This window comes from Novipirellula sp. (genome assembly GCF_041583735.1).
GTDB lineage: Bacteria > Planctomycetota > Planctomycetia > Pirellulales > Pirellulaceae > Novipirellula.
The window spans coordinates 1-20,650 of record NZ_JBFHFD010000067.1 but is presented as its reverse complement, the minus strand read 5'-3'; the positions used below and the strand labels follow the sequence as shown (position 1 = coordinate 20,650).

General features: G+C 54.3%; 19 protein-coding genes and 2 pseudogenes. 10 read left to right on the top strand and 11 right to left on the bottom strand.

Annotated features, from left to right (window positions below):
• A pseudogene (locus ABX962_RS07885) lies at positions 1-319 on the top strand (DUF1573 domain-containing protein); the annotation flags it as partial.
• Positions 320-552: 233 nt separating this feature from the next.
• Here ABX962_RS07885 and ABX962_RS07880 read toward each other — a convergent pair.
• On the bottom strand, positions 553-2,295 hold the full coding sequence (locus ABX962_RS07880) for a hypothetical protein (protein WP_372718219.1): 1,743 nt from the start codon (positions 2,293-2,295) through the stop codon (positions 553-555).
• Between the two features lie 91 nt (positions 2,296-2,386).
• Positions 2,387-3,913 (bottom strand): carboxypeptidase M32, encoded by a 1,527-nt coding sequence (locus ABX962_RS07875; protein ID WP_372718217.1) that lies wholly within the window; start codon positions 3,911-3,913, stop codon positions 2,387-2,389.
• Positions 3,914-4,325: 412 nt separating this feature from the next.
• Here ABX962_RS07875 and ABX962_RS07870 point away from each other — a divergent pair, with 412 nt between their 5' ends.
• Together ABX962_RS07870 and ABX962_RS07865 are read left to right on the top strand one after the other, a co-directional pair.
• Complete coding sequence (locus ABX962_RS07870) at positions 4,326-5,546, top strand: nitrogen regulation protein NR(II) (protein ID WP_372718215.1); 1,221 nt, start codon at positions 4,326-4,328, stop codon at positions 5,544-5,546.
• Between the two features lie 75 nt (positions 5,547-5,621).
• Positions 5,622-7,004, top strand: a complete 1,383-nt coding sequence (locus ABX962_RS07865) for a sigma-54-dependent transcriptional regulator (RefSeq protein ID WP_372718213.1) — start codon at positions 5,622-5,624, stop codon at positions 7,002-7,004.
• Positions 7,005-7,017: 13 nt separating this feature from the next.
• On the opposite strand, the gene ABX962_RS07860 is transcribed toward ABX962_RS07865, so the two are convergent.
• Complete coding sequence (locus ABX962_RS07860) at positions 7,018-8,067, bottom strand: dihydroorotate dehydrogenase (RefSeq protein ID WP_372718211.1); 1,050 nt, start codon at positions 8,065-8,067, stop codon at positions 7,018-7,020.
• A 629-nt stretch (positions 8,068-8,696) separates the two neighbouring features.
• Between ABX962_RS07860 and ABX962_RS07855 the strand changes: the two genes are divergently transcribed.
• The gene (locus tag ABX962_RS07855) at positions 8,697-8,858 is read left to right on the top strand and encodes a hypothetical protein (protein WP_372718209.1); all 162 of its coding nucleotides are present in this window, start codon (positions 8,697-8,699) and stop codon (positions 8,856-8,858) included.
• Between the two features lie 242 nt (positions 8,859-9,100).
• The gene (locus ABX962_RS07850; protein WP_372718207.1) at positions 9,101-9,520 is read left to right on the top strand and encodes a GreA/GreB family elongation factor; all 420 of its coding nucleotides are present in this window, start codon (positions 9,101-9,103) and stop codon (positions 9,518-9,520) included.
• A 191-nt stretch (positions 9,521-9,711) separates the two neighbouring features.
• On the opposite strand, the gene nhaA is transcribed toward ABX962_RS07850, so the two are convergent.
• The 6 genes from nhaA to sdhB form a co-directional block, all read right to left on the bottom strand.
• Positions 9,712-11,034, bottom strand: coding sequence for a Na+/H+ antiporter NhaA (gene nhaA, locus ABX962_RS07845; protein WP_372718205.1), 1,323 nt, complete (start codon positions 11,032-11,034; stop codon positions 9,712-9,714).
• Between the two features lie 120 nt (positions 11,035-11,154).
• Positions 11,155-11,481, bottom strand: a complete 327-nt coding sequence (locus ABX962_RS07840; RefSeq protein WP_372718203.1) for a hypothetical protein — start codon at positions 11,479-11,481, stop codon at positions 11,155-11,157.
• A gap of 457 nt (positions 11,482-11,938) precedes the next feature.
• Complete coding sequence (locus ABX962_RS07835; protein ID WP_372718201.1) at positions 11,939-13,762, bottom strand: SLC13 family permease; 1,824 nt, start codon at positions 13,760-13,762, stop codon at positions 11,939-11,941.
• Positions 13,763-14,069: 307 nt separating this feature from the next.
• Entirely contained in the window at positions 14,070-15,089 is a 1,020-nt protein-coding gene (locus ABX962_RS07830) for a serine/threonine protein kinase (RefSeq protein ID WP_372718199.1), read from the bottom strand.
• Positions 15,090-15,319: 230 nt separating this feature from the next.
• Entirely contained in the window at positions 15,320-15,727 is a 408-nt protein-coding gene (locus tag ABX962_RS07825; RefSeq protein ID WP_372718197.1) for a YbaN family protein, read from the bottom strand.
• Positions 15,720-16,547, bottom strand: coding sequence for a succinate dehydrogenase iron-sulfur subunit (sdhB, locus tag ABX962_RS07820; protein WP_372718195.1), 828 nt, complete (start codon positions 16,545-16,547; stop codon positions 15,720-15,722). The genes ABX962_RS07825 and sdhB overlap by 8 nt, the downstream gene beginning before the upstream one ends.
• A gap of 110 nt (positions 16,548-16,657) precedes the next feature.
• Here sdhB and ABX962_RS07815 point away from each other — a divergent pair, with 110 nt between their 5' ends.
• Both ABX962_RS07815 and ABX962_RS07810 read left to right on the top strand, forming a co-directional pair.
• Positions 16,658-16,966, top strand: coding sequence for a Rieske (2Fe-2S) protein (locus tag ABX962_RS07815; protein WP_372718193.1), 309 nt, complete (start codon positions 16,658-16,660; stop codon positions 16,964-16,966).
• Positions 16,967-17,050: 84 nt separating this feature from the next.
• The gene (locus tag ABX962_RS07810; RefSeq protein WP_372718191.1) at positions 17,051-17,236 is read left to right on the top strand and encodes a hypothetical protein; all 186 of its coding nucleotides are present in this window, start codon (positions 17,051-17,053) and stop codon (positions 17,234-17,236) included.
• 44 nt (positions 17,237-17,280) lie between these two features.
• On the opposite strand, the gene ABX962_RS07805 is transcribed toward ABX962_RS07810, so the two are convergent.
• A complete protein-coding gene (locus ABX962_RS07805) occupies positions 17,281-17,616 on the bottom strand; it encodes a cupin domain-containing protein (RefSeq protein ID WP_372718190.1) in 336 nt (111 codons plus the stop codon).
• Entirely contained in the window at positions 17,613-17,750 is a 138-nt protein-coding gene (locus ABX962_RS07800) for a hypothetical protein (protein WP_372718188.1), read from the bottom strand. The genes ABX962_RS07805 and ABX962_RS07800 overlap by 4 nt, the downstream gene beginning before the upstream one ends.
• A 613-nt stretch (positions 17,751-18,363) precedes the next feature.
• On the opposite strand from ABX962_RS07800, the gene ABX962_RS07795 reads away from it, so the two are divergent.
• The 3 genes and pseudogenes from ABX962_RS07795 to ABX962_RS07785 all read left to right on the top strand — a co-directional run.
• Positions 18,364-18,519: a hypothetical protein gene (locus ABX962_RS07795; protein WP_372718187.1), complete on the top strand. Its 156-nt coding sequence runs from the start codon at positions 18,364-18,366 to the stop codon at positions 18,517-18,519.
• A 423-nt stretch (positions 18,520-18,942) separates the two neighbouring features.
• Positions 18,943-19,884 carry a dihydrodipicolinate synthase family protein gene (locus ABX962_RS07790; RefSeq protein WP_372718185.1) on the top strand — a complete coding sequence of 314 codons (942 nt, stop codon included), beginning with the start codon at positions 18,943-18,945 and terminating at the stop codon, positions 19,882-19,884.
• Positions 19,881-20,650 (top strand): annotated as a pseudogene (locus ABX962_RS07785) (sodium:solute symporter); the annotation flags it as partial. The gene ABX962_RS07790 and the pseudogene ABX962_RS07785, both read left to right, overlap by 4 nt.

Sequence of the window (20,650 nt, the reverse complement as noted above, 5' to 3'; positions counted from 1 at the left end):
TTCGGGTCGAGTGCGTTCGGCGATCAGCGTCTCGCCTGCTGCGGTGAACCTAGGCAGCAAACCCGCCGACGCAGTGATCGAAAAACGCTTGATCGTCAAAGGCGACGAGCCGTTTGAGATCAAAGACATTGTCTGCAGCGACCAGCGATTCGAATTCGAGATTCCCGTCGGCAGCAAGAAAGTGCAATTCGTCAAAGTGCGTTTCAAAGGTGACGGCAGCTCTGGCGATATCGCTCAAAAAATTCGCATCGTGACCGATCTGCCTGGGGACAAATCGGCATCCTGCATCGTCACCGGAACGCTTGCGGAAAGCAAGTAAGAGCGTGCAACCTTACGACCGAGCCCGCGAATGACGCCAGCAGGTCGCTGCTGTTTTCTTATTTCTTATTTCTTTATCATCCTCACCTGCGGTCCTCACTCACCCAGCCGGAGAACCGCTGTGGATGAGATTAAGATTATGAGTACGATTAAGATTAAGAGCTGCCCGTTGCGGAAGACCGGGGTAGCGGAAGTCGCTTCAGAATTTTCGTCGCATCCTATCTCGATTTGCGATTAGGGATTCATGTCCTGGACCGCAACCAGCTCGACCGTGCGAGAATCGCCTTGTTGGACGATCCGGCCTAACGCGATAACCTGCTCGGCCTCCGGCAGCGACGAACCGGAAACCGATACCTCTCGTATGTCCCCCGATGAACTCGGAATGCGAAGCACCGATCCCGATGCATTCGTCGCGGGCGCCCCGATAATCAAGACACCGTCCGTGGGACGCTTTCCATAATCCAGCCACAGATCTGCGGCATCGCCGAGATCTTTGACCAACGGGGATCGGGATAGCGCGTTCAACAGTTTCTGAACCGCCGAGTTGTCGGCTGCGTCCGACTCTATCGCGACGGCTGAAACCGAGGCATAGGCCTTGGCCAACAAACGACGCCGATCTCCCTCGGTCCCCTCGAACTTCATCAAGCTCGCTAACAATTTGTTGGCCTTTGCCACCGCAGCCTCCACCTCGGACGGTTCTGTTGCTGCCGCAGGCTCCGCTACTTCGGCGGGCTCTGCAGCCACCGTCGCGGCGTCGCCGTCGGGCTCCGCCACCTCTTCGATTGCAGGTTCCATTACTTCCTCAGCAACGGGTGCGTCTTGGGCAACGGGTGCTTGATCGTCGATCGACGGCATGTCCACCGCGGTGTCGTCCGCCAAGATGGATTCGATGTTCCCAGCCACATCCGTCAACGCGACTTCGGGCATCTCCATCGGCACCTTGTCCGCCACGACGTCTTGCGGAACCACGTCGTTATTGACGGCGATGTCATCAGGGTATTCGACTTCGCCTGTCGCGAGCTCGTTTTCACCATCGTCGCTGTTGGGCTTGAGCGAGGTCCCAAGAGACGGCATATCCAAACCGCCTGGCGCCCCATCCGCCGATTCGGCTGGATTCGGTTCGGCGCCCAAGTTTGCAAGTTCTTGCTGGGCGCGATCGTGTTCATCCGACGGATCAGCGGCAGGGACCATCATTTCCGAACCGGTCAATGGCGTTCCATCGCCAACGGGGTTGACCGGATTGCTTTGGGCCATCGGAGGCGCGGCACTGACCCGCGACGAGGAACCGTTATTGAACGATCCGTCAAACGGCCAGAACCCCAAGTCCGGAGCCTTTCCAAGCCAAAGCAAAATTCCGCCCGCTAGCGGAAGCGCGACCAGCGGCCCCATCGCCACCCCAATCAACGTTTTGATCGGCGACGATTTTTTGCGTTTGTAAGTATTCACCGGTATCGATTTGACTTTCATCGGCATCAACGGCGCCGCAGCCTCACTGGGTTCCCTTTCCGCTTCATTGCTGGAAAGAAAATCCATCATTTCGTTGCCATCTTGACCGGCGTCGTCAAAATCGTCCTCAGGGTGTTCCAAGTCGCTGTCGAGCGATCCCCCTAAATCGAAACCGGCATCGCCATCGGCTTCGATCGTCAATTCCGTATTGTCGTCCCAAGTCTCATTCAACTGATTCGCTTGGGCGTTAGACGCGAGCGACGATTCGAACGAATCACTTCCGCTGGCCGCAGACGCGATCGGAGCGGCAGCCAGACTGGGGGACGCTGCGGCAGCATCACCGACCGATTGGAGAAACAGCGGTTGTCCGTCCGCCGAAATCAACTCCACCATCGGAGGCAACTTCTCAATGATTTCGCTCGCGGGGTAAAGTTCGCCACACCATGGACACTGGGCGGTCGCATCCGCAGGCACAGCAGCGGTAGGCAATCCAATCGTTTCACCACAGCGAGGACAATTGCACGTCAACATTCAATAACCCCAATTCAATTAAAAGACCGCCTGATTGTAACCCGCAATGATGCGAAAAGCAGGGGCCAAACAGTGTCGGATAAATCAGAAATCAAGCTTCCAGACCGTACAGCGGTCGCAGCTTTCCGTTCAGATAGCCGATCAACGCGTCCGCTGACAACGATTTCCCGGTGGCGCGTGATATCAACGCGTCCCCAGACTCACATTGACCTCGCTCGTGAATCCGACTGCGAAGCCAAGCTAACAATGGCTCGAACTCGCCACGAGCAAACATACCATCAAAACTACCTAACTCGGCCTCGGCCGCGTCAAACAGTTGGGCACTTGCCAAATTCCCCAATGTGTACGTTGGGAAATAGCCAATCAAGCCAGCACTCCAGTGGACATCCTGAAGCACTCCATTTGCAGGTGAGGGTGCACAGACCCCCAGATCGCTTTGGTAGCGTGCATCCCACGCCGCGGGTAAATCATCCACCGACAACGTCCCCCCGATCAGTTGCTGCTCGAGATCAAAGCGAATGATGATGTGCAAGTTGTAGGTCGCCTCGTCCGCTTCGACTCGGATCAACGAAGGCTGAATTTGATTGATCGCAAAGTGAAAATCGTCGAGCGAGACATCGTCCAGCGTGGGGGCAAATGTTTTTTGAGTTCGATCAAACAACCACTGCCAAAACGGTCGACTTCGTCCCACTTGGTTTTCCCATAATCGCGATTGCGACTCGTGGATCCCAAGCGAGCAATACGATCCGGGCGGCAAGCCAAACCAATCCGACCGCATCCCTTGCTCGTACATCCCATGCCCCGCTTCGTGCAACGTCCCAAGCAATCCGGCGGGCAACCAATTCAAATCGTAGCGAGTCAAGATGCGGCAATCTCGCGGCCCCAGCGTCGTACAAAAAGGATGTGATGTTTCATCAAGCCGTCCTGCTTGAAAATCAAAGCCAACTTTCTCGGCAACAAAGCGGCTCAGATCGCGTTGTCCCGCAATGGAAAAATCACGCTCCAGCAAACTTCGGTTGGGTTGCCGCGGCGCTTCGCGGATCGAATCGATCAATTCCACCAGCGGCTTGCGAAGATCTTGAAAAACTTGGTTCAGCGGTTCGACACGAGCATCGGGTTCGTATTCATCAAGCAACGCTTCATAGGGCGATCGATCGGTTCCCTCGGCAATCCGTTGGCCCGCTTCGCGTTTTAAATCAATGATCTCGGCAAGCGTGTCGCGAAACATTCCGAAATCGTCAGCACGTCGAGCGGCGTCCCAGCGTTGTTGTCCCTTGACCGTCGCTCGCGAAGTCCGCTCGACTAGTTCCTCTGGCAATCGTTGGTCGCGTTTCCAGTTCCGCAGCAACCCGCGAACAGTCGCGGCTACATCGCCGGCAGGATCTTCGTCACCCAGATTTTCCGATAACGACTGCAGCGTTTCGCCGTATTTCGCATCGGTCCGGCGGCGATGGACCATCCCCCGCAACGTGCTGACTTGGTTTGCTCGATAATCGCCGCCATCGATCGGCATCCCGGTCCGCTCGTCCCATTCCAGCGTATCGGCAATCGTTTGCAACAGCATCGCGTCGCGAGCATGTCTGGCTACGAAGTCAAAATCATCCGTCGAGAATGTCACGAGCGTTTTCCTGTTCGAAGGTACAAATGCGAAGGAACCCGTTCGTCAGCCGCACGGCTCACGAACGTAATCGAAGGTCGCTAAAAGCCCGCTCACGTTAAACGGCGAGGACAATGAAAAGTGCTCAAAATGCCAATTCCCTTACTGCCGATCCAGCAGTGAAACAAAGGGTGAATCACGACAGCGGACTAGGTCTTTACAGTATCGGACCGGGGATGAGATGCCAATCGGTGTCACCACCCGCAGAGAATCGATGGCGGCGATATCGAAACGCCGTGAATTGTCAGAACAAGAGCCATGTCCAACCAAGGAAACGTCGCCCACAGTTAACCTCGGTGACAATGTGCGTTTGCGTTGCCGACGGGAATGTGCCCCCCTGCGAGATCAGCAACTGCGCCGCTAAAATCAGGGGATGAACCGACCATCCCCCAACGTCCCGAAACGCGGCGAACCTATCGCTGCCGATTTTTTTCGTTCGATCGCCGAACACACCGTTGACTGGGAAAGTTGGATGTCGTGTGAGGGGGAAGTCCTATGGGTGAACGAGGCTGTCGAGCGATTCACGGGCTATACACCAACGGAGTGTTTGGCGATGCCGGACTATCCGTTGCCACTCATAACGCCGGAACATCGTCAACAAATCGCTCGCTACTTTGCGGAAGCGGGTCGCGGTAGCTCGGGAAACAATATCGAATTTGAAACGCTTCATCGTGATGGATCGAAGTGTTGGGTAGCCGTGTCTTGGCAACCGATGACCGATTCCGTTGGTCAGTCGCTGGGATTTCGGGCCAGCATGCGAGACATTTCAGAGAAGCGGCAAATGCGTGAACAGTTGCGGTTGCACAATGAGCATCTCGAACAGCTCGTGCAAGAACGCACGGCTCGAGTTGCGGAATTGGAACAGCATCGTTTGAAAATGGAGAAGCTCGCAGCCCTCGGTGAACTGGCGGCGGGCGTCGCTCATGAGATCAACAATCCCTTAGCCGGCATCAGAAATGCGTTTGCACTGCTGAAGCGGCATATCCCCGTTGATGTGAAGCATTACGACAAGCTTGACCTGATTGATGGTGAAATTGAACGTATCAGCGGCATCACTCACCAAATGTATCAGCTCTACCGTCCTAGTCAGCAGCGGGCGACGACCTTCTCGCTTAAGCAATCGGTGGACGAAGTCATCGTGCTGGCGCTTCCCATGTCGCGAAAGGCGAACGTGAAAGTGACGGCCTCGTTTGCTTCATCGTCCAAGTCCAAGGGGCTTGCTGCCGACGACGTTGTCTTGCGTGAAGGCGAACTAAAACAAGTGTTGCTGAACTTGGTTCATAACGCCATCCAAGCCTCCGACGCAGGCGGTCAGGTGGACGTTATCGCGCGGACCGATGCAAGGCATACCGTTTTGACGGTTACCGATCACGGACATGGAATCTCGTCGAATCTGATTAGCAAGATATTCGATCCGTTCTTTAGTACCAAAACCGAAACGGTCGGCCAGGGCATGGGATTAGGGCTGTCGGTCACGCGTGGCATCGTGGAAGCGATGAACGGAACCATTGCTGTGACGAGCGAACCGGGCAAAGGCACCGAATTTGTCGTGCGTTTGCCAAGACAACTGGACGTCGACGCGACCACCCCCTAAGCAAACGTCGCCTGAACGTTCCCTTTTAACCCGTCCGAACACCTCCGCGAATTTCGCTACTTTGAATAAGATCTCATGGCAAACCAACAACGAATCTTGATCGCCGACGACGAACCTCTTTACCGTGACACGACGGCGGAATTGTTGCGAGAGGAAGGTTACGAGTGCATTTGCGTCGAGAATGCTGACGATGCGATTGGCTTGTTGCTCGAGCACTCGTTCGACTTGATCTTGTCCGACTTGAACATGCCGGGCAATTTGAAATTGGAATTGCTCAAAGAGGGCCGCAGCAAGTATTCGCACATCCCAATGATTGTCGTCACCGGGGTGCCGTCCATTCCCACGGCCATCGAAAGTGTTCGGCTGGGGATTGCCGATTACCTGCTTAAACCGGTCAAGTTTGAAGAACTATTGATGGCCATCCAACGTGCACTGCTTCATCCGGCCGCGGCGCCGGAAACCGAAATCGAATCGGTGTCCAAAACGGATCGGCGTGGAAAGTTCCCCGAAATCATCGGTGACAGCCCAGCAATGATCCAACTGCTGGACATCGTCAATCGAGTGGCCGCAAGTAACACGAATGTCTTGATTACAGGCGAAAGCGGGACCGGCAAAGAGGTGGTGGCCAACACGATCCACCACCACAGTGCTCGGCGAGATCATGCGTTTCAGATCATCGACTGCACCGCGATTCCCGATGCGTTGTTCGAGTCGGTTCTGTTTGGGCATGTCAAGGGTTCCTTTACCGGAGCGATCAGGGACCAGAAAGGTTTGCTGCGTCACTGTGATGGCGGAACTGCTTTCTTTGACGAAGTGGGTGAACTGCCAGCCGCTTCTCAGGCCAAACTGCTGCGGGCCGTGCAAGAGCAAACCTTCACTCCGGTTGGCGAAAGCACCCCCGTGAAAGTCGACACGCGATTCATCTGTGCGACTAATCGAGATTTGCAGAGCGAGGTCGACGCCGGGCGTTTCCGCCAGGACCTGTTCTATCGACTCGCTGTCATTCCGATTGAACTCGCACCGCTTCGTGAGCGCGGTGACGACGTGGTGAAGTTGGCAGACTTCTTTCTCGAACAATTACGTCCGAGCGGTTCCAACATCACCGGGTTTTCGAACGAGGTGATTGATTGTTTCCGAGCCTACCGCTGGCCAGGCAATATCCGGGAATTGCGAAACGTTATCGAACGCACGATCACGCTGGGTCGCGGCGAAACGATCGAAGTGGGCGACTTGCCACCACAACTTCGCGCGCCCGACGCCAGTAGCAGTGATGTCGCGGTACTATCGGAAATATCACGCGACGAAGCGCTCGACAATGCAGACCGTGCGTACTTAACGGCCGTACTGAAGAAACACAACGGTGTCATCGCCAGCGCCGCACGACAAGCCGGTTTGTCGCGTCAAGGACTGAACAAGCTGCTGAAACGACATGGCATCGAAGCGAACGATTTCCGGTAGTGGGACGCATGGGTTAGCCGACCGGATGCCCCCACCTGTCTCCTTGAATTACATGCTCTCCATTGCTGACTCCGATCCAACAGGGCGTCGGTGACAATCCTTCGATCGTGTTCAGTCGATCCTCTTCGCTTGTGAATTCCATCGGGCGTTTGGATTGCAGTTCGTTCAGTGAGCAGACGCGATTGCACTCCATAAACTGCGTCAATCCATCGAGCATCGTGCGAATGACATCAGGACCTTCACGGTAGACCGCTGAAGCGATCATCGCGACGTCCGCGCCTGCAAGCAGGGTTTTGATCACGTCTTCGGGCCGGCCGATGCCCCCATTTCCAGCTAAGGGCATCGCGGGACAGTGACCGTAGACACTCATCAATGCGCGTAGCGTCGGTGAGATGACACCGGGTGACGACATTCCCCATTTGCTTTGAAGTTTTAGACTATCCAAGGCAATGTCGATCTCGGGATCGCGTGCGTACAGCACCAGCCCTTGTACACCTGAGACCAATCGTCTCGCCAGATGGCTGACGGCGGTGTATTCACGATGCAGTTTTAAAAACAAAGGGACCGATATCGACGTCCGAATCGTCTTGACCAATTCAACAACCTGATCCTCCAATTCTCGCGGCTTGTCGTAATCATTGTCAGGTCGATGATGCACGTTCAATTCGATCGCATCGGCACCGGTGTCTTGTAACTCGCCCGCAAAGTCCAACCAATTTCCGTCCGTGCCACCATGTAGACTGGCGATGACGGGAATGTTGGACTGGACGCTTGCGCGGTTCAGCATCGCGAGATAGGTTTCGACATTGGGAACCAATGCCTGTCGCGTCATTCCCGTTATACGATCGATCAATCGTTGTTCCCGCTCGGTGGCAGAACCGCCATTGCCAATCCGCCACGCGATCACATGCTCTTCAAACAACGACGGCAATACGACCGCCCCCGCACCGGACCTCTCCAACGCAATCCGATTCTGCGGATTGGCGGTCAATGGGCAGGAACCGACGATAATCGGAGTGCGAAGTTTTAGACCGCCAAAGTTTGTCGACAGATCAAGAGTCATGAGAAGCAGCCCAATAAAAATAGGGAGAGAAAGTCTTTGCACAGATGGTATCGAGAGAGCCACTGAATCGTTAAGCGAGTAGGGGGGTACTCCGTAGCAGCATCCCGGCGGATACCGGAGTTGTGCAACTGATTTTGGACGCGTGAACAAAGCGATCAGGTTTGATTGCAAAACGGAACATTTCAGATCGGACAATACCGATTCATTTGTGTTGCCTCGGCACCCATGACGTCGCGGTTTAGGATGCGGTCATTTGATATCGTTTTTCTAGAGTCCGTCTTGCTTGGTTCTCACTAGCGCTCGCTATTGTCCTGATGCAAACAATGGTCCGTTGGCGGAATGCATCGCCGGGGCAAAGACGGGGACATTTTCGAAGCCGCGGATCGCGCTGTCGATCCGTTATTTCCACGACGAAACAAAGGAGCAGCCTGCGACAATCCCCCACTCGAATGCGTCAACTCTGATTGCCATTGGCAACGTCGTTTGACGCTCGAGAATCATGTACATGTCATGATTTTGGCTGAATTCACACACTGTGGCACACCACCGCTTGCTGGTATGGACGTTGCATTAACCGATGATCCACGTCACGTGACTCGCTACATTCTCACTCAAAAGGAGGTTCAGTCATGTTGATGCGAATTCCCGAGTATCCCATCCAAGACAAAGTTGAGAACAAGTGTGGGCTTGATGAACCATTCGTCGATCATCAGTCCCCTGAAATGCTGGTTGGTCAGATCGCATTGATCTTGTTGTTTGTCATTGCGATTCTGCTGCGAGCAATCGCATAGACACTCTCTTGCTAAACCAATTTCATAAGGACCGTTGTGCTGCGAAACGAACCATGGAATCTCGAACTTCGATTCACACACCGAGCCGAAGGGCTCCGGGTCCAAATCCGAACATGAAAGCGTTGCAGCCTGATTCACACAGCGAAAGTGGCCAAAACTTTTCGTTGCAGGGCGATTCCTTTAAAAACAAACTCTCGATCTCTCCCTTATAAAACAAATACCATTCTTCGCGGTACGCCATCATGTCATCTCGCACCATTGTCGTCAGTCGGACCGACCTCGCTCGGCTACAGTCTCTACTGGACAGCCATTTCGTTGCAGCGATCAGCAGCGACCGTACACACTTGAAAGAACTCAAAAGCAAGCTAGAGCGAGCGACCGTGGTCGATCCTCGCGATATGTTGCCCGACATCGTGACGATGAACTCGACGTTCAATCTTTTCGACTTAGATCGCAACGAGGCGGACACGTTCACGTTGGTGTATCCCGACGAGGCTTGCATCGCGGAAGGCAAACTATCGATCCTGTCACCACTGGGCGCAGGAATCTTCGGACTGTGCGTCGGCGATAGTTTGACACTGCACGTCTTGAATCGCGAGACACGAAAGCGAGTCGAGAAAATGTCGTTTCAACCTGAACGAGTCGGAGCGTTCGATCTTTAAAACACATCGATCGTGCTGCTGGGGCTGGGGCTGGACATCCAACGCAGCACAGGCGCTTAAGTGGACTTAGGGATAAGGCTTTGAGCCCCGCAAATCCGCTCGCGATACGATCGCTTGGAAGACGTCATGCAGATCCGTCACGCCAGAACCAGCCACTCGCGTTTTTGAGGGCGCCAACACCGACGTGTCGTTCATTCTGTCGATCGTTTCGGCAATGTCCACAACAGCAAACCGACGCCTGCAACCGCACTCACAGCCGAACCGACCAACACGCCGGTCTTGGCAGTGTCGAGCCCTTCGGCTCCGAACGCCAACCCGTCAATAAACAATGCCATCGTGAATCCGATACCCGCAAGGCAACTGCCCGAAATTAATACGGGCCAACTGATTCCCTCTGGCAGCTTGGCCATCCCCGAACGAATCACCAACCAACTGAATAACACGATTCCAATCGGTTTGCCAACGACCAAGCCCAACACGACCGCGATCGCGACCGAATCACTTAAGTTTGCCGGTTCAATGAGCACGCCTGCATTGGCAAGAGCAAAGACCGGCATGATGACGTAAGCCGTCCAAGGATGAAGCGTCATTTCAAGATACTCCAGCGGCGAGACGGTCTCGCGCGAGAGTCGTTGGACTTCTTGAACCACTTCGGCTCGATGACTTCGCTTGGCCCATCGTTGTTCCTGAAAATCCTCTTTTTTCTCGTGCAGATAATCGCGAAACAGTTCAGGCACCAAAGTCGATTTCGCAGGCGTCATCAGCCCCAGGATCACCCCAATCAGCGTGGCGTGTACGCCCGATTCGTGAAGTGCGATCCACGCCACGGCACCAACGGCAATGTAGGGAGGAAACCGACGCACCCCAATGCGAGAAAACAGGTGCACCACTGCAATTGCAACGGCGGCGAGCGTCAAGAAGCGACCGTCGAGTGATTCGGTGTAGCCAATTGCAATCACCAGGATCGCGCCGATGTCATCGACAATGGCCAGCGATAGCAGCAGGATTCTAAGACGGTGCGGTACTCGTGAACCGAGAATCGCCAAGCAGCCAACGACAAAGGCGATGTCCGTAGCCATGGGGATCCCCCAGCCCCGCATGCCGGGTTCGCCGTACTGCATCGAAAGATACAGTCCCGCTGGAACAATCATCCCACCAATCGCAGCAGCGATTGGCAGCGAGGCCAGCTTGAAATCTGACAGCGACCCATGAGCGATTTCGCGTTTAACCTCCAGCCCAATCACAAAAAAGAAGATCGCCATCAAGCCATCGTTGATGACGTGATGCAGCGAATGATGAAACACATAATCGCCGACACCGAGCGTGATGTCGGTTTGCCAGAAGGCTAAGTAGGTCGCAGCCCAGCGAGAATTAGCCGCGATCAAAGCTATCGCGGTGCAGACCACCAGCACAATGCCACTGGTCGCTTCGATGTGCAAGAATCGAGCCAGTGGACGCAGCCATTTGTCGATCGGTTGTAGTGGCAGCGGTAGTGTTTTTTCGATGTGATTCATTCAGTTTTCAAGTTTTTATATGCTTAGAGACGTTCCGGCTGTTTATCGGGCCCGCTGTCTCGCCGTGTTATTGACGTTTCCGTCGTTCAACCAGTCTGCCGCAATCTTCGTTGGTCACGTTCATTTGCCGGGAAGCCATGACGCGGGGACCTGCTTGCGAGTGAGGTCGTAATGGAAAGCTTCCGAGTGGAAGAGTAGATAGAGCAGCATCAGGGCAGCGGGCAATACGAGTATTAGCAGCATCATCAACACCATCTTGAAGATGTAGCGTGCCTCATCATCGCCAATTCTACGATAGTCACCCGATTCAGTGTCCGTGGCGAAACTTGGCTTGACGGTCCGTGAAATTTTGCTGACGTTTCGCGGTGCCGCTCCAATTTTTGGTTTTCGCAGCCGCACAATCTCGTCACTGTCGATTGTTGACGGCGAAGTCTTCCACAAGAGCAAGGCAGATACCTCCAGGTAAGCCAGTAAATAACGCTGCCTAAACGCTGCTGTTCAAGAAAGGCTGTGTGGGGGGGGCGGGATCAGGATCATGCTCCGAAACGCTAAGCGATTTACACCCCCGGCTGAACAATGCAACGAGTGCGCCAACGATCCTGAGAGTGCATTTCATGGCACAGCAAGCTCGTTTTGCGTCGAAAACGGCACCGTCGTTTACAGCACGACAACTCAGGTTGACGCTTCTGATGATTCCTTACGCTAAACGCCAAAAGGCCGACCACTCGTTTGGAGGTGGCAATCAACCTCGACAGGGATGCACCAACCCGAGATTGAACGATGGGAAAACGAACGAGGGAATTGTCGACACACCGCTTCGCACATTGCGAATCCGTTCGCGTCGCAACAACGGATTCGACACGGACGACTGGATACGGGCGAAGCCGTTCAGAGCCGTTCAGGGCTAGAATGGAAACAGAGCTGGCACGATGGCGAGCGTCGCAAAAAGAACCAACAACTGAAGTGGCACGCCTACTTTCAAAAAGTCACCAAACCGATAGCCTCCCGCTCCGGTAACCAACGCATTGATCGGAGACGCAACGGGCGTGGAAAATGCCGTCGACGCCGCTAAAGCAACTCCCATCAACAAAGGATAGGGCGAAATCTCAAGCTGCTGGGCCAGTTCGAGTGCAAGTGGAGCAATCAACACACTCGTTGCGGTATTCGAGATGACTTGGCTCAGCAGCGATGTGACCGCAAATAGCAGCAGCAACAGCGTTCTCGGACTCGTCAGTCCGGGACTTTCCACGATCGCACCAACGACCAAGTCGAGTGCCCCGGTCTTTTCCAACGCAGTTGCGAGCGGCATGATGGATGCGATCATCACAATGCTCTCCCAATTAATACTTTCGTAAGCATTGGATCCACGAAATGCTCCGGCAATCACCATCATCGTGGCGGCGACAAGCACCGCAGTCACGTTCGCAATGATCCCGGCACTCATGGCAATCAGCATTCCGATTAGGATCACGACAACCCAGCGGGCGGCGGGAGTAAGCGGCGACTCTCTTTGCTCCTCTTGTTCGCTGACCAGCAATACATTATTTCGCGATTTCCTCAGCCGCTTCAACGCACTTGCGTTGGCCGCGATCAACAGCGTGTCACCAGGCCCCAGTGGAGTGTCCGACGTCCGAGTGCGGACCGGCTTGTTTCCATCCTGCAAAGCAAGCACCATCGCCCCATACACACGAAAAAAATCAACGTCCCGTACCGTCCGTCCGACGAATTCGGATCGCGGTGGAATAATGAGTTCCGCTAGATGAACCTCTTTGGGTAGTTCCGCCGGTGAAGCAACCAATTCCATCTGGCCTTCGCGGATCAAGTTTGCAGTGGCATCCTCGTTCGATGACTTGATAAACAAGGTGTCACCAGGTTGCAGAAGCGTATCGGGGTTGCATTTACGCACCACCGGCCCCCGCGAACCGGGCGTGGAAACCGCGAGCACGTTGACGTGAAACGTGGTGCGAAGCTGCAATTCGCGTAGCGTGCGGCCCGCGAAGGTGGATCCGTGCGGGATTCGGATTTCGCGAATCTGTCCGTCGACGCCGTAACTGTGAATAAGCTCGGGACGGGAAACCAACCCTTGACGTTGCGATGCATCCGCAGCATTTTTCTGTTGTTCCGGAAGCAGACGCGTGCCAATCGTACCCATGAAAACAATGCCGAGGCTCAGCATCAGAATTCCAGCGGGGGCAAATGAAAAGAACCCAAAGGTTTCAAGCCCCGCCTCGCGTAGTTCCTGATTGACGACCATGTTCGGTGGAGTACCAATCAGCGTCAGCATGCCTCCGAGTGAAGCGGCAAATGCGAGCGGGATCAACAGCTTCGATGGCGAGACCTCGGCGCGGCGACAGAGGCTCAGAACGACCGGCAACATCACCGCGACTGTTCCCGTTGAACTAAGAAATGCTGATAACAACGCACAAGCGAGCATCACGGTTACCGTTAGCCGGATCGTCGATGTGCCGCCAAGTCGGCCCAGCCATCTGCCCGCAAGATCAGCGACCCCGGTTTCTAGAATGGCACCACCCACAACGAAAAGTCCGACGATCATCAGGACCAGCGAGTTCGAAAATCCCGCGGTGGCTTCGGTGGGCGTGAGAATTCCCGTTAGTAGAAGTGCCATTAAAGAGACGAACGCAACCACGTCCAACCGGAAACGGTCCAGCACGAACGCGATGATCGTCGCAATCAAGATGCAAATCACGATGTAAATGTCAGTGGTCATTTCCAAAGATTAACGAGATTGATTGATTGGCGTAAGCGTGATCCCAGGTTGTCACCGTCGCTAAGCAACCGCTCGGAAATAACTGCGTCATTTCAAGATGCTTGAACGTAGTGGACGAGGCTACGAGTCTCAGCTTTGAATGTAGTGGACGAGGCGACGAGTCCCGGCTATGAATGTAGTGGACGAGGCTACGAGTCTCAGCGACGGAGTGACACGACGGGACTCGTTGCCCCGTCCAATACAGAGAAAGCACTTCCCGCGTGATCTGTAACAAAACTGGAATCACGAAGTTTTTTCCGAACAGTACCTAACGTTGTTTCGTCGTGCTGGTCACGAGTAGCAAGCGATGGAGATCGTCGATGAATTCACGCATGGTTTGATAACGGTGCGACGGTTGTTTTCGGGTCGCCTTTGCGAAGATTTCATCGGCCAGTTCGGGAATATTCCGACTTGGCGATCGCTCGCTCGGTGGCGTTGGTCGTCGCGAACAAATGTTGTCAAAGGTTTCCTCTTGATCGCGACCGCGAAAAGGCTCTGCAATCGCCATCGCTTCGTACAGACAAACGCCCGCCGAAAACACGTCACAGCGGTCGTCGATGTCTCGGTTACCGATCTGTTCGGGCGACATGTAAGTCGGTGTTCCAATCAACTGTTGAACCGGCGTCAAGTTTGGCAGATCGAAGTCGTCAACGTCATGCTTCACCAACTCGGTACTCATCGAGTCGGCGATCACACGTCGAGGCTTTTGATTCGTGTCCACATCCTGTAGCGCCGCCGCCGCGGGTTCGCCCCACACTTTTGCCGCACCCCAGTCGAGCAACGTAACCTCGCCAAAATTTCCAACCCAGATGTTCTCGGGTTTTACGTCACGATGGATCACACCGCGAGCATGGGCCGATGCCAACGTTTGACACACAGCTTCGATGATTTCGATTCGACGTCGCAGGGGAAACGCTTCTTCCACTTCCTTGTCCCCCTTGGCGATTGCTCGCAACACGTTGAAGAAGTTCTCACCCGAAATTCGCTTCATCACGTAATAGATGCCCAGCTCGCTGTCGTCGCCAATGTCATAGACCGGAACGGTCCCAGGGTGCTCGAGCTGTGCGGTCACACGCGCCTCGCGGAGCAGTCGACGACGAAACGATCGATCCAATCGGTATTCTTGCAGCAGCACCTTGATCACGACCGTTCGCCCGATGACCTGGTCGAACGCGGAATACAGCACGCCGTTTCCGCCACGAGCCATCTCCTTGCGATCGACGTAGCGAGAGAGCCCCACCGGCAAGGGGCTGGGCAGATGAATATCCGTGGTGGAAATCGAGAGCAAGTTAATCTCACTTGGTTTGGGGGATGACGAATGGACGAAAGTGCTCGCGATCTCAAGCGCGCCGCCACGGCAACCGATTGGCAAACGCTGTTCCAACCACGCAATCGCCCATTGAATTTGTCGTAAATGTGTTCGAGATGAGATCAGCCAGCGGCTTTCCGGTTGGATCGGCGAACCCATGTTTCCGACGCCGAGGTTGCGTTAACCAACCGCATTATAATGCGGTTAGATTATTGCGGGATTTGTGAGTCGTTATCGCGGGCGATCGGCAATCGGGCCACGACGTAGATGCCAAAGATGGCGGCACAAGCAATGACAGATTTGATCGCGACCGGCAACTCACTGTACAACGACGTCGATCCAACAAGCAGCGTCACCATCGCGTAGGCCAATCGCTTCACGTTTTGTCGTACTCCGCCTTGGTCTTGCCAATCGCGAAGGGGACCACCGACGACCGGCCACGCCATCGCTTTGGCGTGCAGCGATGGTGAAACTCGCAGCAGGAAGTAACACATCAGCAGCAAGAACGGCGTGGTTGGAATCCCTGGCAGAATGACACCGATCATCGCCAATGCAAAGAATAGACTAGCCAAAATCCAATACAGAACGGATTTGGCACCGCGGACGGTTTCAACCATCGAAGAACTTTTTGAAGACGTGGATCGTCGCGGCTCGGTTGGCACGCCCCCAAGAATGCATCAGCGGAATTTCTTTGGGACAGACCGCTTGGCAATTGCCCGCCTTGCCGCAATTTTGAATACCGCCCGCCGCGATCATCGCTTCGATGCGGCTGGCCGAGATCGTTTTACCGATTGGATGTGAGTTCATTAACACCGCTTGGCTCATCGCAGCAGCACCAATAAAGTTGCGATCGAGCTCTTCGTCACGCCGTTGTTGGTAATCTGCTTCCAATTCGTCTTCGCGGCGAGCGATCACGACTTCTTTGTACTGTGGACAGGCTTCCAAGCAACAGCCGCAACTCATGCATTGGCTTAGCGGGTAGTTCTGCAGCTGTTGGTCGGACGATTGTTTCGGTCCGCTGCCCAGGTCATAGTAGCCATCGACGGGAACCCAACACTTCAGCTTTTGCAAAGCTCGGAACATACGATAGCGATCGACGCACAGGTCCCGCACGACCGGAAATTTGCTCATCGGGCGAAGCTCAATCCCACTCGGATCATCCTTGAGCAAACGATCGACCAGCGCCGAGCAAGCCTGACGCACCCGTCCGTTGATGCGCATCGTGCAGGAACCGCAGACCTCCTCCAAACAACCCGATTCGTAGGCGACAGGGGCAACCTTGGCACCGTCTTTGGTCGTGGGATTGGCTGCGATGCGTTGCAGTACACTCGTAACATTCAATCCCGCTTCGTGATCCAAGACAAACGTTTGCCAATAGGGCGGCAGTGACGGTTGATCTTGACGCTCGATGCGGACTGCGAATTGCTTTTGCGACATTGAAATTGTCTGCTAGATTAAGAACCGACAAACGTGCACTCATTGGCATAGATGCCGCCGATTGCCACTGCGACCGCGATTGCAATGTTCACTCGAAAGGATTGATGCGAATGTCTTGGATACAAGCAGCAAAGTCAAGCGATGTACCAACAGGAACAGGCAAGCTCGTAATCGTCGATGACTATTTGATCGCATTGTTCCACATTGACGGAGTGTTCTACGCAATTGATGATGCGTGCCCGCATCAGGGTGCTCCGCTGAGTGAGGGCGTTGTTCGAGGCTGCATTGCAATTTGTCCTTGGCACGGGGCCGAATTTGACATCACTAATGGAAAATTGCTTTGCGGGCCGGGCGTGCGTGATGTTAAGGCTTATCCAGTCAAGATCGAAGATGATGACGTATTGATCGAGATTTCTTGATGTTGGAGGACGTATTATTGACGTCCACGGTATCGGCTGATATTGGCGATGATGATGTCCCGTTTGTCCGACTTGGCAACGACCATGACGATCGTCTTATACAAATGGTTGATCAACCGTTTGAACGAACGAGCTAGCGATGCCTTTTTTTCAGCAGACCATGGTCTCGGCAAATCCGCGTTGACGATCCCGCTGGCTTCGCCACGAAACCGAGACCAAGAATCTTCGGCCGAACAAAACGGTACGACTGAACGACAAATACAACGTTAACCAAGATCCAATTCGGCAAACGACAAAAGGTTTAATTCATTCGGTCAGGCATCGGGCTTAGCGCCTTTGAGCAGCAGCAACAACATTTTTGTGGGCTGGTTTGCCGTGATGCTGTGCGACAAATTTGCGGCCATATGAATGAACGTATTTGCCGATGCGTCGATCGACTTCTCGCCCAGCGTCACGGTCGCATTACCATCGAGAAACTGAAGCACTGCAGGCACGGCCGCCGTGTGTTCGGAGAGTTCTTGGCCAGCATCGAATCCGAACAAGACCACTTTCAACGAGGCATCCTGGTACAGCGTTTTGCTGATCGTCCCCCCTTCTTGAATGGAAACTTCCGCAGCGAGATCAACGTAACTGGTCGACAAATCGCTCATGGCACCACCTCCACAATCGTCTCGAACACTGGGCTTTCATCACAACGCATCGCTTGTTTACGCACGTTGCCCTTTCTAGCCAGGACCTCGCGAACAAGTTCGCCAACAGTGGCTCGCGTGTTAATGGTTTGCATGCTTCAAATCCTTTTCAAATGGATGGCTTACGCCGCTTGTTGTTGCGACGCTTGTGTGGCGGAAAAAGTGTGTGCGATCATGATTCGTCTGCTGGGTTTCCGACCTTCGAGCGTTTCGAAGTCTCAACGATGAACGAACTTTTTTAATTGAGAACGGCTACTGGCCCCGCTTCCTACACCTAAAGGTACACATTTAAGCTTGCACGTCAACATGCACGTTGTGGGCTTGCCGTCATTTGCGGTGGAAGGCGTCTGTCCATTTTCCATTGGACACAAATATGTCGGACGAAATGACATGATGGTCGCGTGCATCGACGGCAGGCCTGCACGAGGCCCAACCGCCGACACTTGTCATCGATAAACCTCCGCGATGGTTCCAGCGTTGGCACTGATGAACCCACGATGAACCCGTGTTACATCACTGCCTTTCCTGTTCGTCCCATCATGCAACCGAGCACATCTGTCGATCAAATTTTGGCTGAAATGTCGTACGATTCTATCCGAGACAGGCTCGCCAGTGGTGAGGTTCCGTCGGGGAAACAGTTGGTCAATCAAACGCTTACAGAAGAAATCGGGGGTAATCGAGACTCCGCTTCACGAGGCGATCCATCGATTGTCCAACGAAGGCTTGATAGATCGCGTTCCCGGTGTGGGAGCCACTGTTCGCAAAGCGAATCGCCAAGACCTCAACAATCCGTACTTTTTGCGTGATGCACTGGACATCACCGAGGATCAACGAGAAGAACTTGAGTACTTTGTCAGTCTTTGAACTTTAGGGTTTCTAATGGAGTGGAGCTTGCGAAAGCTCCCTGTTTCTTGGGGCGTGAGGAGCTTTAGCAAGCTCCACTACGGGTTGGTCGTAGCGAAAGTCGTGCGTGACTTTCGGCGGATACCCCGAACAATCCAGAACTCTCACGCGGTTTGTTGATTTAGTGAGCCGCGACGCGTCAGCGGCCGGTTCCCACGCACGCCCCGGTGTCTCGCGGCCCTCGGCTCATAGTTGCGGATTGGATTTGGATTTGAATTAAGTCAACAAGCCGCTCGCGAGTTCCGTTACCCTAATGATAAATGGTTAAGCTATGACGCGGCACGAATCTGCAATTCGTAGTTTCCGCAACCGTGGACGTCGCGTAGTCTATGGACATAATAGGTCCGGCATTTCCCAACATCGGTTCCCCTTAACGGTTAAAGCATGACAGACAACAAACTAAGTGGATTAATTGCGGCGACGTACACACCACTGCATGATGATGGCGAGCTAAATCTTGATCCGATCGCGGCGATGACCGAGTGGTTGCTTGCGAAAGGCATCAGCGGGCTATACGTTTGCGGAAGTACGGGCGAGGGAATGTCGCTCAGTGGAGCGGAACGGCGAGTCGTGGCGGAGGCCTACGTCAAAGCCGCCGCGGGTCGCGTGCCGGTCATTATTCAAGTCGGACACAACAGTCTGGCCGAAGCGAGACAGCTTGCTGCTCACGCTCAAGAGATTGGCGCGAACTACGTCTCCGCGACCTGTCCGTCGTACTTCAGCATCAATGATGTTGACACGCTGATCGATTGCATGGCTGAAGTTGCCGGTGGTGCACCTGAGCTGCCGTTTTACTACTACCACATTCCGGCGCTGACCGGTTCGGCACTGGACATGGCCGAGTTTCTCGAGCGTGGGGGCAAACGAATTTCCAATCTTGCCGGTTTGAAGTACACCGACACCAAGCTGCACGTGTTTCTGCAGTGTTTGCAGGTGGATCCGGAAAGATTCGATGTCGTGTGGGGGTGTGATGAAATGATGCTCGGCGCGTTGGCAACCGGCGCCACTGCGGCAATCGGCAGCACCTTTAACATCGCTGCTCCGCTGTACCTTGGAATCATGGAAGCGTTTCGCCAAGGCGATATGAACGAAGCCCGACGTTTGCAGTCGCTGTCGGTAGAGATGATTCGGACGATCGGCAAGTATCCGTTCCACGCGGCCATGAAAGCGGTGCTCGGCATGAATGGATTCGATATCGGTGGCTGTCGTCTGCCTCAAGGCCGTCTTTCGGAATCCGAAATCGAAAGGTTGCGAAACGATTTGTCGTCGCTTGGATACTTTCAGTGGTCACAATCAAGTTCTTCGCTTTCGACGAATTCGCTATGAGGCACTTCGCCACATCGATCTTTCTTGCCTGCGTATTCATTGGCGCGATGTCGATGTTTGCTGGTTCAAAGACCTGGTCCGACGAGCCGCAATGGTTGACTTGGAACGAATTGCCACCGATGCCCGATGAGCTGGGATTTGCGGGGCCCTATGCAGGGGTTCACAATGACGCATTGATCATCGCCGGAGGTGCAAACTTTGCCAAACCGGTTTGGCAGAGCGAAAAACAATGGCATGACGAGATCTTCGTACTCGTCAAGAACGGCCTCGGAAACGACCGAGACGATTACAAGTGGAAAGACGGCGGCAAACTCGCCAAACCGATCGCCTACGGCGCCGCCGTATCGACTGATGACGGCGTCGTCTGTATCGGTGGAAGCGACTCTACCGACACGTATGATGAAGTCTTCTTGCTGCAGTGGGATGGCGAAAAAATCACGGTCGCGGAGTATCCGCCGCTACCGAAGCCGTGTGCCCATGGCGCCGCCACGTTATCCGGTAATACGATCTATTTCGCTGGCGGCCAACAAGATGCGTCACTCGATTCGGCGATGTCGAATTTCTGGTCGTTGGACTTGTCTCAGCGAGGCAACGCCAGCGAATTCCGCTGGAAAGAGCTTCCGCCGTGTCCTGGTCCCTCACGCGCGTTTAACCTGACTGTCGCGCAGCACAATGGGTACCACGATTGCGTCTATGTGATCAGCGGCCGACGACAAGACGGCGAGAAAGTTGACTTTCTAAAAGACGTTTGGGAGTACACGCCTGC

Coding starts and splice junctions, on each gene's coding strand:
- ABX962_RS07800 (WP_372718188.1), bottom strand. CDS start 17,750: ATGCAAACCATTAACACGCGAGCCACTGTTGGCGAACTTGTTCGCGAG.
- ABX962_RS07870 (WP_372718215.1), top strand. CDS start 4,326: ATGAACCGACCATCCCCCAACGTCCCGAAACGCGGCGAACCTATCGCT.
- ABX962_RS07865 (WP_372718213.1), top strand. CDS start 5,622: ATGGCAAACCAACAACGAATCTTGATCGCCGACGACGAACCTCTTTAC.
- ABX962_RS07810 (WP_372718191.1), top strand. CDS start 17,051: ATGACGATCGTCTTATACAAATGGTTGATCAACCGTTTGAACGAACGA.
- ABX962_RS07790 (WP_372718185.1), top strand. CDS start 18,943: ATGACAGACAACAAACTAAGTGGATTAATTGCGGCGACGTACACACCA.
- ABX962_RS07805 (WP_372718190.1), bottom strand. CDS start 17,616: ATGAGCGATTTGTCGACCAGTTACGTTGATCTCGCTGCGGAAGTTTCC.
- ABX962_RS07880 (WP_372718219.1), bottom strand. CDS start 2,295: ATGTTGACGTGCAATTGTCCTCGCTGTGGTGAAACGATTGGATTGCCT.
- ABX962_RS07860 (WP_372718211.1), bottom strand. CDS start 8,067: ATGACTCTTGATCTGTCGACAAACTTTGGCGGTCTAAAACTTCGCACT.
- sdhB (WP_372718195.1), bottom strand. CDS start 16,547: ATGTCGCAAAAGCAATTCGCAGTCCGCATCGAGCGTCAAGATCAACCG.
- nhaA (WP_372718205.1), bottom strand. CDS start 11,034: ATGAATCACATCGAAAAAACACTACCGCTGCCACTACAACCGATCGAC.
- ABX962_RS07855 (WP_372718209.1), top strand. CDS start 8,697: ATGTTGATGCGAATTCCCGAGTATCCCATCCAAGACAAAGTTGAGAAC.
- ABX962_RS07835 (WP_372718201.1), bottom strand. CDS start 13,762: ATGACCACTGACATTTACATCGTGATTTGCATCTTGATTGCGACGATC.
- ABX962_RS07815 (WP_372718193.1), top strand. CDS start 16,658: ATGTCTTGGATACAAGCAGCAAAGTCAAGCGATGTACCAACAGGAACA.
- ABX962_RS07850 (WP_372718207.1), top strand. CDS start 9,101: ATGTCATCTCGCACCATTGTCGTCAGTCGGACCGACCTCGCTCGGCTA.
- ABX962_RS07825 (WP_372718197.1), bottom strand. CDS start 15,727: ATGGTTGAAACCGTCCGCGGTGCCAAATCCGTTCTGTATTGGATTTTG.